Origin of the sequence: Methylobacterium sp. CCH5-D2, from assembly GCF_001556475.1 — a bacterium.
Lineage (GTDB): Bacteria > Pseudomonadota > Alphaproteobacteria > Rhizobiales > Beijerinckiaceae > Methylobacterium > Methylobacterium hispanicum.
In genome coordinates this window covers 1-14,505 of sequence record NZ_LSIX01000886.1, presented here as the reverse complement: position 1 = coordinate 14,505, position 14,505 = coordinate 1, and the positions used below count along the sequence as shown (strand labels likewise).

Here is a 14,505-nt window from a genome sequence, read left to right as displayed (position 1 = left end):
TGTCAGAGGTCGCAATGTCTGAGGATCCCAAGCTCGATATGCCCCCGGTCCGGCTGACGAGCCTCGCCCATGGCGGCGGCTGCGGCTGCAAGCTCGACCCGGAGGTCCTGCGCACCTTGCTGGCCGATCAGCCGGCGGCGGGTCCGTTTGAGCGCCTGCTCGTCGGGAACGAGACGGCGGACGACGCCGCGGTCTGGGCGCTCGACGACGGCACCTGCCTCATCGCCACGACCGACTTCTTCACGCCGATGGTCGACGATCCGCATGACTTCGGACGCATCGCAGCCACGAACGCGATCTCGGATGTCTACGCGATGGGCGGCAAGCCGATTCTGGCGCTCGCCATCCTTGGCATGCCCGTCGGTAAGATCGCCCCTGAGGTCGTAGCCAGGATCCTGAAAGGCGGTGCGAGCACCTGCGCCGAGGCGGGCATCCCGATCGCCGGCGGCCACTCCATCGATACGCCTGAGCCGATCTACGGCCTCGCGGTCATCGGGCTGTGCGACCGTGCCCGGGTCAGGCGCAATGCCGACGCGCGGGCCGGGGACGTCGCGATCCTGACCAAGCCCCTTGGCGTCGGGATCTACTCCGCCGCGATCAAGCGCGAGGCGCTGGACAGCGAGGGCTATGCCGACTTCGTCGCCACCACGACGCGCCTTAACAAGGTCGGGGCGGATCTGGCGTGCGATGCGGAGGTCCACGCCATGACCGACATCACCGGCTTCGGTCTCCTTGGACATGGTCTGGAACTGGCGCGAGGCGCCGGCCTGACCTTCGTCATCGACGGTGGCGCGATCCCGCTTCTGCCACAGGCCGAGGCCTTGGCGCAGGACGGCTTCGTCACGGGTGCCTCGCACCGCAATTGGGCGAGCTTCGGCGGCCAGGTCACCCTTCCCGAAGACCTGCCGGACTGGCGCCGGCATATTCTCACCGATCCCCAGACATCCGGGGGATTGCTCGTGACCTGCACGCCCGCGCGCGCCGAGGCGATCCTCGTCCAAATCCGGGCCGCGGGCTTTGCCCAAGCCGCCGTCGTCGGGCGGTTCGAAACCGGGACCGCCGGCATCCGGGTCGAGGCCTGAGGCGCCCCGATGCAGCCGAGCGATGCGGAACTCGCCCCAATCATGCGCGACAAGGCGCACGAGCGGGCCTCGGAGTTCACGCCCGAAAGCCTCCTTCGTGAGGCCCGGCGGCAGCGCGGGCTCGCCGCGCGATCCGTGCCCGCCCTATGCGTGCTCGACCCGGACGGCGACATGGTCCGCTACCTGCGTGCGACGGACCAGGGGCGGCTCGATCCCGACTGGGCCTGCTATCACAGTGAACTCCACCGGTTCGAACGCGAAGGGCATGATGTCGGCATTGTCGGCTGCGCGGTCGGCGCGCCCTATGCCGTGCTGGTGGCCGAGCAGATGTTCGCCGCGGGCTGCGAACTTTTGATCAGTGTGACGTCATCCGGTCAGATCACGGACTTGCGGGCCCCGCCCTACTTCATCCTGATCGAGGCAGCGCTTCGCGACGAGGGTACGAGCTATCACTACTTGCCGCCGGCCGAATTTGCGCAGGCGTCGGCCGGCCTCGTTGCCACCATCGCCCCCGCCCTGACCGAGATCGGCGAACCGGTGGAGCGAGGTGCGACCTGGACGACCGATGCGCCCTATCGGGAGACCCGGCAGGCCATCGACGCGGCCCGGGCGCGGGGCATTCTCGCCGTCGAGATGGAAGCGGCAGCGCTCTATGCCTTCGCGCAAGCGCGTGACAAGGCAGTCCTATGCTTTGCCCACGTCACCAACCAGATGGGGCAAGCCGGAGACTTCGAGAAGGGCGAGGCCAACGGCGCGACGGCGGCGCTCCGTCTCGTTGCCGCCGTCGCCAAGGCCTGGTTCGCGAGGCGTTAGAGCGCCACTGTCCGGAAGCCCGCGAAAACGTCGCGACGCTCCGGGCCGAAGAAGTTGCGATAGGCGTTGTCGACCATGCGCGAGCGGGTCACCCAGGCGCCGCCGCGTAGCACCTTGCGCGTCCCGAAGGCAGGCTCCGAGTATTCCTTGTAGGCGTCGGGCGCGAAGCCGGGGAAAGGCAGGAACGGGCTCGCCGTCCATTCCCAGACGTTCCCGATCATCTGTCGGCAACCCCAGGCGCTGTCGCCCTCGGGATGGGCCGCGACATCGACGCAGCCAAGGTGACCGCCATCGAGATTGGCAAGCTCGGGCGTCGGAACCTCGACGCCCCAAGGATAGGCGCGCTTGGTCTCGCTCAAGGTGTCGGGGAGCGCCGGCGCACCTGCGGCGGCGGCCTCCCACTCGGCTTCCGTCGGCAAGCGGCGGCCCGCCCAGCGGCAATAGGCATTCGCCTCATGCCAATTGACGTGGATGACCGGCTGATCGGGCGCCAGCGGCTCCTCGCGGTCGAACCTCCGCACGGTCCACTCCCGTGCCCCACGGCGCGTCCAGTAAACTGGGTGTTCGGCGCGGCAGCCTTCGCGCCACTTCGCCCCCTCCGGGTCCCAGTAGGCTGCCTCACGGTAACCGCCATCGGTGACGAACGCCGCGAACTCAGCGTTCGTCACCGGCGCGCGAGCGATGCGAAACGGCGTAACCGGTACGGGATGCGCCCATTTCTCATTGTCGAAGACGAAGCCGTCGCCAGGCTCCGACCCAAGCCGCCAGATGCCTCCGCTGACCGGGACGTCGCCGGGCCAGGGGCCGGAACCCGCGGCCCGTGCTGAGGTGGATACTGCGAAGGTCGGCGCCGGATAGCCGAGGGTTTGGCGCGAATAGGTGAAGGCCTCGTCGTGCATGTCCTCGTGGTAGGTGACGAGCTGGTAGAGTTCGGCCTCCTGCGGCGTGGGCTCGCGGCCAGCGAGGCGCCGGACCAGCGCGTCGTGAACGCTCGCCATGTAGGCGAGGGTGTCGACCAGTGGGGGCAGCGGGATCGACCAGCGCGTCCCATGGGGCACCCGCGCGGAATCGTAAAGCCCGTCGGCCTCCGACATCAGGGGCGGCTGCCCGTCGAGACCGCGAAGGATGAAATGCTCGTGAAACCAGGCGAGATGCCCGATTTCCCACAAAAGGGGATTCACGATGTCGAGCTGCGGCCCCATGAGACGCTCACGGTCGAGGCCTGCCACCAATTCAAGCGTTCGCGCCCGGGCATCCTGCAGCATAGCCACGAGACCGGCGGCGGAAACCTGTGCGTTCATCAATCGTCCCGGAAGCCTGTCGAACCCATGAAGATCAGCCTCATCACGCCGGCCGCGAAGACATCCCGCGCCGGCAACCGGACCACGGCAGTGCGCTGGGCTCGCATCCTCGGCGATCTCGGCCATCAAGTCGATGTGGCGACGACGTATGAGGACGATGCGGACGCCGATCTGATGCTGGCGCTGCACGCCTGGCGCAGCTCCTCGTCCATCGCGCGGTTCAAGGCGCGCCATCCGGAACGGCCGCTCATCGTCGCCCTCACGGGCACGGACATCTACCACTATCTCGCCGCGGATCCCGAGCCGACCCTGCGCTCGCTCGACCTCGCGGACCGGCTGATTGGCCTGCACGATCTGGTCCCCGCCGCACTTCCTGAACGCCATCGCCAAAAGGTCGACGTGGTGTTCCAATCCGCCTTGCCTCGTCGACGGCGCTGGGCGGCCTCCGAGGAGGCTTTCGAAGTCCTGGTGATCGGGCATCTACGCACCGAGAAAGACCCGTTCTGCGCCGCCCGTGCGGCCCGGAGGCTTCCGGTGCGGTCCCACATCCGCATCGTCCATCTCGGTGGTGCCCATGAGGAAGTCTGGGCGACCCGGGCACGGGCCGAGATGGCTGACAATTCGCGATACCTATGGCTCGGGGATCGTCCCCAATCCTTGGTGCGGCGCTGGCTGACCCGTGGCCGGGTCATGGTTCTGAGTTCGCGTCAGGAGGGCGGCGCCAACGTGGTATCGGAGGCTATCGCAGCCGGACTGCCGGTCATCGCCTCCGGCATTCCCGGTACCATCGGTCTGCTTGGTCCCGCATATCCGGGCTACTTCCCGATCGGTGACGACGCCGCCCTCGCCGGCATGCTTCTGCGAGCCGAAGAGGATCCACAATTTCTCCGAGCTTTGAGCAATGGAGGTGCAGCGCGCGCATATCTGTTTTCACCGGCGCAGGAGCGCGAATCTCTACGACGCGTCGTCGTGTCGATAAGCATAGAAGTTTGACCCCAGTAGAACTCGCTCTAAGAACTTGAAACTTCGGGAACATGAAAAGTCGAGGCAGGGTCACGATCGACGTCGATCGTGACCCTGCCTAGCTATCCGAAATTCTTAAGCCCGCAATGGCTTAGCCCTGCTCTAGGGTAGGGTCAATTTTTGGAAGCAGTTTCAGACCCGCAGGAAATTTAGACCGATAAGGCGCCATTCTGGACCCGTGTCGGTCAGCCTCAGGGACCCCGGGCAATCGAGTGCCTCCACCACGCAGTCGATGCTGGGTCGACATCACCATCGAAATGCAAGATCCGTCGCCAGCTCCCGAGCACCTCATTCCCAAGGGGATTTTCGCCTTTCGATGGCGCTCCCTCTTTAAGGGTCGCGTTCAGAGCGATACAACGATTCGATGACAGCACCGAAAGAAATCGAACTTAAGTTGGTCTGCGACGCGTCCGACCTGACCATTCTGCGGGAGCACCCGCGTCTTCGGGGCGCCGTCGGCGAGGAGCGGGATCAGCTGAACTCCGTCTACTTCGATACGCACGACGGGCGGCTGCGCGAGGCCGGATACGTCCTGCGGGTGCGGGGCACGAAGGATGGATACGTGCAGACCGCGAAGGGCGCCGGCGACGGATTGCTCGAACGGTCGGAGTGGGAGCGGCCGGTCGAGGGACCGGAACCCGACCGCGACGCCCTGGAAGGTACGCCCCTGGCCAAGTTGCTGGGAAAGAACACGAAGCTCGCGCCTATGTTCACGGTTGCCGTCGAGCGCCTCGCCTATCATGTCGAACAGGGTGCCTCGCGCATCGAGGTCGCGTTGGATCAAGGCCGCATCACTCAGACCGCCGGGAAGCGCGCTTCCGACGCCGTGACCATCAGCGAGATCGAACTCGAACTGAAGGAGGGTTCGCCGGCCGACCTCTTCGACCTCGCCCACGAGATGTGTTCCCAGGTCTCTGTGAGGCTCGGGGTCCGGACCAAGCCGGAGCGCGGGTTCGCCCTGATCGACGGTGAACCGAACGGCATGCGCAAGGCGGAGCCGGTCCTGCTTTTGGAAGAGATGACGGCGGCCGACGCCTTCCGAAGCATCGCCCACGCCTGCTTGCGGCACATGCGTCTCAACGAGGATGTCATCCTCGAACGTCGCGATGTCGGCGCCCTTCACCAGACGCGTGTCGCGATCCGCCGCCTGCGGTCGGCGTTCTCGCTCTTCGGCGACATGATCGCGGACGGCCGGAGCGAGGCCATGCGGGCCGCCCTCAAGCGGCTCTCGGCGCCGCTGGGCCGGGCACGCAACCTCGATGTCTTCCTAACCAGGACCTTACCCGCCGAGCGTGCGCGCCATCCGGACGAGGGTGGGCTGCTCAACCTGGAGAAGCACCTCGAAGCCCAGCGCACCGAGGCCTATGAGGCCGTCCGGAAGACCCTGGCCTCGGAGGAATGGCGCAGGTTCATCCTCGAACTGGTGGCCTGGATCAACGCCGGATCATGGCTCACGTCCGGCGACGACAGGGATGCCCGACGCCGTGATCAGCCGGCGATTGCGTTCGCGGCCGGCGTGCTGGAGAAACGCAGGCGTCAGGTCAAGAAGCGTGGTCGAGACCTTGAGAGCCTTAACGCCGAGGAACGCCATAACGTCCGCATCGCGGCGAAGAAGCTGCGTTATGGCGCCGAGTTCTTCGCGGGCCTTTACATTGATAAGAAAGCCAGCAAGCGCCACATGGCGTTCGTTGCGGCACTCGAAGACCTGCAAGACAGCCTGGGCGATCTTAACGATATCACCACCGGTCACGAGTTGCTTAACGAGTTGACCGAGGCCGGTTCGGGCTCGGCGTTGTTCGCGGCGGGGATGACGGCCGCGGATATCGAGGCAAGGGCAACGAAGCTCGTGGCTTCGGCAGCGAAGGCGCATGAGGCATTGATCGACGTGCGGCCATTCTGGCGTTGATGCAGTGCCCAGCCAAAGACGGTGCCGGCGAGGACGTGCGTCAATGCGGGCGGCGGATGCCTGAGGTGGCTTACTGCTCGGCATGGGACGAGGGCAGTTACGAACCGTTCGCCCGTGTATGCATCCAGATTGGCGCTTGTCATGTGTGGGGACGGCGGCCGGCGAGGGGCGTCCCCACACGAGCCTCGATCCAGCTCGGGGACAGGATGTCGCCGGCCTCTGTGATGATCCAGGTCCGGACGTCCTCCGCCGCCATGGCCTTGCCGGCCGCATCGAGCGCCTCGCGAAGGGTCACATAGTCCTTGCTCCGCGCAATCCTAGCGGGAGTCGTACGAGGCCAGACCGTTAACGCGGCCGCCTGATCGAGGTCATGGATTTGCATGGCATCACGATCCTGGCAGAAGTGCTATGGACTACAATGCTCACGTGACCGGTGTTTGACGCCAACGAAGAGCAATATGATCTTGCAGGACGCGGACGCGCCTAAGTGATCCGTCCTTATTAAGCAGTAGTCCACCATGCCCCCGCGCCCATGGGCGCTCCTAAAGCCGTGCGTTAGGTTGAACGAGGCCAGGCGGAAGTGCGTCCACAGTGCGTGCCCCGTGAACCGCGCACCGACCAGGGTGACCATGTCGTCGAGCACAGGTGGATGCCTAGCGCTTCAGAGCCTGATCCTGGCCACGCACCCGATCTGGATCAGAACAACGGAACGGGCGCCCCGAGAACGTTCGAAGGCGTTTTCATGAGGCACCCGAACCATCAGGGATGAGTGAGCCCTAAATCCGGCCTATTGGACCATGTCGTCCTGGGCCATCTCGGGCATGCCCTGCATGCCGGTGATCGGCGAGATGGCCATCATCTTCCCGTTCTTCAGCTTCACGACGTTGAACTTTCGCCCCGTCTTGCTGTCGGTCGCGACGCCGACCATCATCTGCTGGGGCGCGAACTGCGAGACGGTAAAGTCATGCCCCCACGCTGAAAAGGTTTGCTGGGCCAAAGCATATCCAGATGTTGTGACAATGAGCGCGCCGGCGAGCGTCAGTGTTTTCATCATGACATAACTCCAAAGTTATTATTGGATTTAGACTTTCGAGGAATGTACCAGCGCCGTGAAATGCCGATTGCGCATCAAGACGATGCCCTCCGGCTTCGAACTTCGAGGACGTGCGGTCCAACCCGACGCGGCTGATCCCGCGCAAACCTGCTGGAGCGGGCCAAATCGTATGCACTTCCGATAGGAAACCGCTCCGGGATCTCAGAGCGACCCGACGGACGGATCGGACGCGTTCTCGTGGAGGACAAGCCCTTCCACCTCGTCGACCGCCCGCTCCCAGGGCGCGTCGGCGAGTGCCTTACGGGTGTTCTCGTAACCAGCCTGCCGCCGCGCCGCGATGCCGTCGCGGCTGAAGTCGACGTCGCCCGTATGGTCCTGGCCCTCCACCGGCTGTGCGAGGAGCCGCACCACATGCATGCGCGTCAGGCATCCGAAGCTCTCAAGCTCCCGCACCTCCGGCGTTTGTCGCTCCTCCTCCGGCAGGCGCCTGGCGAGCTCCGCGACGACGTGGCGGAGCCGGTGCAACTGCTTCTGCCGAGTGATGTGGGTATGGGCGCGGCTCGCGTATTGCAGGTCCTTTTGGCGGCCCATCACCTCCCAGATACTGGTTGGCTCCGCTCCCTCCGGATTCCAGATATGGATCGCGAACACCAGGGAGTTCCGGCGCGGGTTGTCGTCGAACACCGCCTCGACAGGCGTGTTCGAGAGGATACCTCCGTCCCAGTAAAGCTGGCCGTCGATGCGGACCGCCGGGAAGGCTGGAGGCAGCGCTCCGGAGGCCATGACATGGCGTAGGTCAAGACGCATGTCCCGGCTGTCGAAGTAACGCATCTGCCCGGTGCCCACGTTCGCCGCCCCCACCGTGAGGCGGCAGCCGCCGTGGTTCAGCGTCGGTTGGTCGACGAGATCCCGCAGCGTCGCCTCAAGCGGGCGGGTCGAGTAGTAGCCCGCCTGCTCGGCACCAAGCGGCACATGCGGCCCGGCAAAGGCAAACGGGTTGGGAGTGAAGAACGGTTCGATCCCTTGCGTGATCGTCAGCCAGTTGGCGGCGTAGGTGCCGAACACCGGCAGCGCCGACAAAGTCCGATGCAGCGGACCATGCTCGACCCGGCTCCAGAACGCATCGAGACGTTCGAGGCGGCGCTCCAGGGGATTTCCCGCGATCAGGCTGGCGTTGATGGCACCGATGGAGGTGCCGATGACCCAATCGGGCTCGATCCCGGCCTCGTGCAGGGCCTGGTAGACGCCGACCTGGTAGGCGCCGAGAGCCCCGCCTCCCTGTAACACCAGCACGATCTGCCCGAATCGCCTGCGCAGGCCATGGGCGAGCGACTCGGGTTCGGGTGCCGTTGGCGCGGAAGACGAGTTCGTGGGAGGTTGAGGTGGGACCGTATCGAGCATGGCATCCTCCATCGCGGTCCGGGCTCGATCCGCCGGGCTTCGGATTTATGTCACACCTCGGGCCGAACTCGGCTCGCGCAGGCCCAATGTCAGGGCCGCCGCCAGGGCGAGCGAGGCCGCCACGCCGAGGACGCAGGCGCCCCAGCCCCAGCGCTCGAACACCTGTCCAAGGACGGCCGTGCCAGCGAGGCCGCCGAGATAGTAGAAGAAGAGGTACAACCCGCTCGCCGACGTCCGCTCTCCCGTTGCGGACCGGCCGACGACGCTCGTGGCGATGGCTTGCGCCAGGAAGGTGCCGACCCCGACGAGGACGAGACCGGCCAGGACGAGCGGGAGGGCCATGGACGTCAGCAGCGGCAGGCCGAGCCCGGCAATCAGCAGGCCCACGGCCAAGCCGCGTCGGAGCCCGAGCCGAGCGCTCACGCGTCCGGCCAGCGGCGTGATCACCAACGAGGGCAGAAAGACGAAGTAGACGAAGCCCAGCATCATCGGTCCGACCAGGAAGGGCGAGCCGATCAGGACGAAATTCACGAAGGTGAACGTTCCCAGGAAGGCGAACAGGATGCAGAAGCCGATGCCGAAGGCGGCCAGTAGCGTCGGGTTGGCGAAGTGTTCAGCCCAGACGGCGAACGGCGAGGTTTGCCCGTGCCGGCCCATGTCTGCGCTCGGTTTGGGCGGGGGGGCTCTCAGCACGAGCACGGCGAGGCCGGCGCCGGCGAGGTTCAGCAGCGCGAAGGCGATGAAGTTCGAGACCAGCCCGAGGTGGTCGACGAGGGCGGCGGCGACGAGCCGGCCGACAAGGTTGCTGGCAACGTTCCCGGTCACGTATGCCGCGAAGGCACCGGCCGCGGCCGACGCGGAGCAAGCCTCGCCCAGGTAGGCGAGGGTCAGCGTGAAGGCCGCCGCCATGCAGATGCCCTGCAGCACCCGGAGCGCGGCAAAGGTCATGAGGTCCGGCAGGGTACCGAGCAGCGCTGTCGGGATGGCGAGAAGCAACAGGCTGACGACCACGCCGCGGCGTCTGTCGATACGCCGACCGAGCAGGGCTACTCCGAGACCGCCGAGGGCCATGCCGAGCGTGGTCGCGTTGACGGCGAAGCTGATCGTGGCGGCGCTCACCCCGTAGGCCTGGGCGAGGGACGGCAGGATGGCCTGGGTTGCGAACAGGTCCACCACGGTCAGGAATGCCATCAGGCCGATGACCAGGTTGCGGACGAGGTCACCCGCGTAGCTGCCCTCGCGCAGCGTAGGCCCGTTCAGGCCGACCGTACCGGGATGGGTCATGGCCCGCCTCCTTGCCTTCTCGCGGCCTCACATCTCGTGAGGATCGCCCTTCACGTGGAAGAGGTCGGCCGACAGAAGGACGGCGGTCGTGCTGCCGGTGTTCTTCCACCAATGCGCGGTGGCGTGCGTCTCCGTCGTCGCCTCGCCGGCCTTGTGGGTGATCGGCACCGCGCACGTGCTCGCGTATTCGACCACCTCGCCTGCGACGACGTATATGATGGCCGGGCGGTCGCCGTGGCTGTGCCAGGGGACGATGCCGCCTGGCTCGATCACCAGCCGCCGCAACCGGAACTGCCGGTCCTTTATGCCAACCGGCTCCTTCACGAGGTCGGTCGAGGCGATCACGGTGTCGGTCACGCCCTTGGCCAAGGCCTTGCTCTCGGCCTGCCCATTGCCGCTCGCGGCCACCTTGTCCGCCGGGCAGGAACCAGCCTGTGCCGTGCTGGCGCCGAGCGCGATGGCCGCAATCGTGATGAGTGAGCTTCGCAGGTTGCATCTGACCGCATTGCGGATCTTCGGGATCGTGGCCATCGCTGCCCTCCTGGATGGACGTCGGAACCATCCCGGTCGGGATGCGCCTGGATCATCCGAGGGTAGCGGCCGCGGCAGAAATGCCGTTACGGCGTAGGGACGATGCCTTGCGGTTATCGGCTCGGCGCCCGCCTCACGCGGATACCAGCGGCTCAGGAGTAACCTCCTCGCCCAGATCGAACCGGCTGGGAGGCCAGCGATATCGGCCGAGCGCCGCCACGAGCGCCGCGAGTGGCGATGACCAGCGCCGGCCCGCAACCGTGACGAGACAGACCTGCCGGGACACGACCGGGTCCATCACCGGCAGCAAGGCGATGCCCGGCAGGGTGACGGAGAACTCGGGCAAGAAGCAGACTCCCATCCCGGCCGCCACCATGCTCTGGATCCAGTCCTCACGCTCACTGCGATGGGACCGAAGAATTCCGGTGCCTTGCTCGCGCAGGAGTTCGGCGAGCCGGTCGCGGTACTCGCAGTTGATCCGCTGCAGATAGATCTGACCTTCCATGTCGCTCATCGAGATCGCGTTACGGCGGGCGAATTCGTGGAGCAACCCGCAGGCGACCGTGAAGCGCTCCTCGTAGATCGGGCTCGCTCGCAGATTGTCGCAGAACCCGTCCGGTTGCGCCATGATCGCCACGTCGAGCTCGCCCGCGAGCAGCATCTCCGACAGGCGGGCCGGTACGCCCTCGATCAAGGTCAACTCGATGCCCGGATGAGCCACCCGAAAGTGGTTCAGGAAGCCGACGAAGCGCATCGGCCCGATGGTGCACATCACGCCGAGCGTGAGCTGCGCCCCTTCCAGGCGCAGGAAGCGAGAGGCGGCCCGCTTGGCGCGCTCGCGTCCCGCGTTCATCTCGCTGAACTCCGGCTCAAGCAGACGTCCAAGATCGGTCAGGTGCACGTGACCGCGCTCGCGCGAGAACAGCAACCCACCGAGTTCGTCCTCCAGCTTCTGGATCGCCCGGGTCAGCGCGGGTTGCGTCACGCTGCAGCGCTCGGCCGCCTTGGTGAAGTTGCCTAACTCGCTGACCGCGAGAAAGTAACGGATCTCGTGGATCTCCATCGCCGCCTCCTACCCCCCGTTGCTTTTCAACTCGCCCTCGACACCGGCGATTGCGAATAATGAAAACGCATCGACCCAATTACGCCTCGGCATTGGCGCGCACGAGACTTGAGCGATCAATCTCCATCGGAACCCGCCATAGTCCATCAGGGCAACAGCAATGTTACGGATACTTCAGTCGGCCGGGCTCGACCGGACCGGAACGACGCGTCCGCTCGACGGGCGCGTGGCCATCGTCACCGGTTCCACGAGCGGCATCGGGCTTGCCATAGCCAACACCTTGGCCGAGCAGGGCGCCTTGATCGTAATCAATGGCCTCGGCGACGAGGCCGAGATCACGCGCCTCTGTCACGATCTGAGCGAGCGGCACCAGACGTCCGTGCGCTACGACGATGCCGACCTCTCGCAGCCCGGCGCCGTCATGGACCTCGTCGACCGTTCGGCGCGCGCACTCGGGCCCGTCGAGATCCTCGTGAACAATGCCGGCATCCAGCATGTCAGCCCCATCGAGGAGTTCCCGCCCGAAAAGTGGGACGCTATCTTGGCCATCAATCTTTCGGCGGTGTTTTACGCGACGCGCTCGGTGCTGCCCGACATGCGTCGGCGCGGCTGGGGCCGGATCGTCAACGTGGCCTCGGCGCACGGGCTGATCGGATCGCCGTTCAAGAGCGCCTACGTGGCGGCCAAGCATGGCGTCGTGGGGCTGACCAAGGTCACGGCCCTGGAGACTGCCGAGGTCGGCATAACCTGCAACGCGGTCTGTCCCGGCTACGTCTGGACCCCGCTCGTCGCGGATCAGGTGCACGCGCAGGCGGCCGCGCACGGCATCTCGGAGGAGGAGGTCGTGCGTCAGGTGTTCCTCGCCGAGCAACCGAACAAACGCTTCGTCACCGTCGAGGAGATCGCCGGTACCGTCGCCTTCTTATGCAGCCCGGCAGCGGCCTCGATCACGGGCGCCTCGATCAACGTCGACGGTGGCTGGACGGCCCATTGAGGAGGCAGCGCGCCGACCCTTCCCCATGCAACGCTGGCCTTCCTCCAACCGGCGGCTTTTAGGCTGGGGAGGTCCATTTTCGGCCTCGCGGTCATACGGGTAAGGAACGCTGCTCCCCCTGGCGGGCATCGGCGCACCTCAGGCGCCCGGAACAAGCACGCCTGAACGTCGGGTTGGCAAGTCTTCCTGAGCGACGGCTACGAACGAGCGTCCGGCGGGCCGGAGGCAGGGCGGCGCCGTGCGGCGATATCTGTCGCCACACGGCGGATCTTAGCTCCCCGGGACGGATGTCAGCGGGTTGAGCCGGTATGGTTGCCATACATCATTTCCGAATCGTCCGCATAGGAGAGCCGGTCTCCCAGTTTCTCGATCGACTGCATGGCCATCATCTTGCCGTTCGGTAACTTGACGACGTTGAACGTCCGCCCGGTCTTCTTGTCCTTGGCGGTGGCGACGGGAAGCTGTCGGGTCTCGAACGGGCTGAGTTCGACGTCCGAACCGGCGACGCTCAATTCCTTGAGCGTCTCGGAAGTCGCGGGCAAGGCCGTCAGAGCGCCCATCAGGGCGAGAGCGGCGACGGGAATACGGAAATTGCGAGACATTTCATTTTCCTATCAAGGGCGACCTTTCGCTGGAAAGGTCAGGTAATCCCCGCGATGGTGATCCCGAGGTTCTTCGGGCCGCGGAGGGAAGCGCCCGGCCGGTAAGGCGGCGGGTCATCTAGGAGCCGGGGGGCGACGAGGCGCCGGCAGAGCGTCACGAGAGCGATCTCAGCCTCGATGCGCGCCAGGGGTGCCCCGGCGCAGTAGTGAAGCCCGCCGCCGAACCCGAAATGCTGGTTGTCCCGGCGATCCGGATCGAACCGGTCCGCGTCCGCGAAGCGTGCCGGGTCACGGCTCGCGGACGCGAAGAGCAGGATTACTGGCGATCCCGCCGGGATCGTCACCCCCGCCACGTCGATGGCACCCAGCGCCTTGCGGGTGCGAAAGTGGACGGGGGGCTCGTAGCGCAGCATCTCCTCGATCACGCGGGGTGCTCGCGCGGGGTCAACCTTGAGCCTTTCAAGCTCGTCCGGGTGCCTGAGCAGGGTGAGCATTCCGTTGGTGATGAGGTTCACCGTCGTCTCGTGGCCCGCAACGAGAAGCAGGATCGCTGTCGAGATGAGGTCGATGTCCCCCATCGCCGGACGACCTTGGCCGCCACGGGCGGCGAGGCCGCTGAGCATGTCGTCAGCCGGCCGCCGACGCTTCTCGCGGATCAGCCGGCGCATGTAGTCCGAGATCGCATCGAAGGTCGCGGTGATCTCCCGCCGCCCCGCCTCGTCGTGGCGCGCGTCGGGCTCCAGGGCCGTCGCGAGGCGGATCGCCCAGGCATGGAACTGCGCCTCGTCGGCCTCGGGCACGCCGAGAAGCTCGCAGATAACAGCGACGGGAAGGGGATAGGACAGGTCGTCCACGAGGCAGACCGTGTCGCGGCCCCGGCACGCGTCGATCAGGGTATCGACGAGCCGGGCGACCTTGGCGTGGGACTCCCGCACCCGGGCGATGGTGAACTCCTTCATCACGAAGTCGCGCAGGGTGTCGTGGTCGGGCGGGTCGCGAAAGATCAGCGGACGGTGGGCGTTGACCACTCGGTTCCTGATCGGGTTGAGGATCCAGTCCCTCAGGGGGTTGCCCGTGGGGGGCCGCCGGGAGGGCGGCAGGTCTTCGGAGCTGAGCCGGGGATCGAAGATGAGGCTCCTCACTGCGGCATGGGTACTGACGACGAAGCTGCCGTCGGCTTGGCGGGAGACCGGCGTCTCGCGTAACCTTCCGTACAGCGGGTAGGGATCCGGCCGGTTCCTCGGGTCGAGGACCTGCGCAAACAGCGTGTCGTCACCCATGGGCCGCCTCCAGGGTCGGCGCGGCCTGGTCGGTGGAACGCCGCGGGACGGGGAAGCCAGGCTCCAGCCACTCGATCCGCGGCTGGTCGGTGGCGCCGAGGATCGGCGGGAAGGCCGACCCTGCGGCGACGGCCTCGGCATAGGCGGGTAGCCAGCGCGCCTGATCGAAGG

The 14,505-nt window shown here is 66.2% G+C and carries 14 protein-coding genes and 1 pseudogene; 5 read left to right on the top strand and 10 right to left on the bottom strand.

Annotated elements, in window-relative coordinates:
• Window positions 1-14: 14 nt before the first annotated feature.
• Window positions 15-1,082 carry a selenide, water dikinase SelD gene (selD, locus tag AX737_RS23630; RefSeq protein ID WP_066925600.1) on the top strand — a complete coding sequence of 356 codons (1,068 nt, stop codon included), beginning with the start codon at window positions 15-17 and terminating at the stop codon, window positions 1,080-1,082.
• A gap of 9 nt (window positions 1,083-1,091) precedes the next feature.
• Window positions 1,092-1,895: a nucleoside phosphorylase gene (locus tag AX737_RS23625; RefSeq protein WP_066925597.1), complete on the top strand. Its 804-nt coding sequence runs from the start codon at window positions 1,092-1,094 to the stop codon at window positions 1,893-1,895.
• Here AX737_RS23625 and senA read toward each other — a convergent pair.
• Entirely contained in the window at window positions 1,892-3,196 is a 1,305-nt protein-coding gene (gene senA / locus AX737_RS23620) for a selenoneine synthase SenA (protein WP_066925594.1), read from the bottom strand. The two genes, AX737_RS23625 and senA, sit on opposite strands and share 4 nt — an antisense overlap.
• 27 nt (window positions 3,197-3,223) lie before the next feature.
• On the opposite strand from senA, the gene senB reads away from it, so the two are divergent.
• Both senB and AX737_RS23610 read left to right on the top strand, forming a co-directional pair.
• Window positions 3,224-4,189 (top strand): selenoneine biosynthesis selenosugar synthase SenB, encoded by a 966-nt coding sequence (gene senB, locus AX737_RS23615; RefSeq protein ID WP_012457150.1) that lies wholly within the window; start codon window positions 3,224-3,226, stop codon window positions 4,187-4,189.
• Window positions 4,190-4,583: 394 nt separating this feature from the next.
• Window positions 4,584-6,125, top strand: coding sequence for a CYTH and CHAD domain-containing protein (locus AX737_RS23610; RefSeq protein ID WP_012457151.1), 1,542 nt, complete (start codon window positions 4,584-4,586; stop codon window positions 6,123-6,125).
• A gap of 139 nt (window positions 6,126-6,264) precedes the next feature.
• On the opposite strand, the gene AX737_RS36305 is transcribed toward AX737_RS23610, so the two are convergent.
• The 6 genes from AX737_RS36305 to AX737_RS23575 form a co-directional block, all read right to left on the bottom strand.
• The gene (locus AX737_RS36305; RefSeq protein ID WP_230366166.1) at window positions 6,265-6,420 is read right to left on the bottom strand and encodes a hypothetical protein; all 156 of its coding nucleotides are present in this window, start codon (window positions 6,418-6,420) and stop codon (window positions 6,265-6,267) included.
• Window positions 6,421-6,912: 492 nt separating this feature from the next.
• Window positions 6,913-7,179 carry a hypothetical protein gene (locus AX737_RS23595; RefSeq protein WP_012457154.1) on the bottom strand — a complete coding sequence of 89 codons (267 nt, stop codon included), beginning with the start codon at window positions 7,177-7,179 and terminating at the stop codon, window positions 6,913-6,915.
• A 201-nt stretch (window positions 7,180-7,380) separates the two neighbouring features.
• On the bottom strand, window positions 7,381-8,580 hold the full coding sequence (locus tag AX737_RS23590; protein WP_082773265.1) for a patatin-like phospholipase family protein: 1,200 nt from the start codon (window positions 8,578-8,580) through the stop codon (window positions 7,381-7,383).
• 45 nt (window positions 8,581-8,625) lie between these two features.
• The gene (locus AX737_RS23585; RefSeq protein ID WP_082773257.1) at window positions 8,626-9,864 is read right to left on the bottom strand and encodes an MFS transporter; all 1,239 of its coding nucleotides are present in this window, start codon (window positions 9,862-9,864) and stop codon (window positions 8,626-8,628) included.
• 27 nt (window positions 9,865-9,891) lie between these two features.
• Window positions 9,892-10,395 (bottom strand): cupin domain-containing protein, encoded by a 504-nt coding sequence (locus AX737_RS23580; protein ID WP_063986894.1) that lies wholly within the window; start codon window positions 10,393-10,395, stop codon window positions 9,892-9,894.
• A gap of 133 nt (window positions 10,396-10,528) precedes the next feature.
• Entirely contained in the window at window positions 10,529-11,458 is a 930-nt protein-coding gene (locus AX737_RS23575) for a LysR family transcriptional regulator (protein WP_063986895.1), read from the bottom strand.
• A gap of 160 nt (window positions 11,459-11,618) precedes the next feature.
• Between AX737_RS23575 and AX737_RS23570 the strand changes: the two genes are divergently transcribed.
• The gene (locus AX737_RS23570; RefSeq protein WP_063986896.1) at window positions 11,619-12,452 is read left to right on the top strand and encodes a 3-hydroxybutyrate dehydrogenase; all 834 of its coding nucleotides are present in this window, start codon (window positions 11,619-11,621) and stop codon (window positions 12,450-12,452) included.
• Window positions 12,453-12,742: 290 nt separating this feature from the next.
• Here the strand turns inward: AX737_RS23570 and AX737_RS23565 are convergent, their stop codons facing one another.
• From AX737_RS23565 to AX737_RS36300, 3 genes and pseudogenes are all read right to left on the bottom strand, one after another.
• Window positions 12,743-13,054: a hypothetical protein gene (locus AX737_RS23565; RefSeq protein WP_063986897.1), complete on the bottom strand. Its 312-nt coding sequence runs from the start codon at window positions 13,052-13,054 to the stop codon at window positions 12,743-12,745.
• Between the two features lie 38 nt (window positions 13,055-13,092).
• On the bottom strand, window positions 13,093-14,334 hold the full coding sequence (locus tag AX737_RS23560) for a cytochrome P450 (protein ID WP_063986898.1): 1,242 nt from the start codon (window positions 14,332-14,334) through the stop codon (window positions 13,093-13,095).
• A pseudogene (locus tag AX737_RS36300) lies at window positions 14,327-14,505 on the bottom strand (FAD-dependent oxidoreductase); the annotation flags it as partial. The gene AX737_RS23560 and the pseudogene AX737_RS36300, both read right to left, overlap by 8 nt.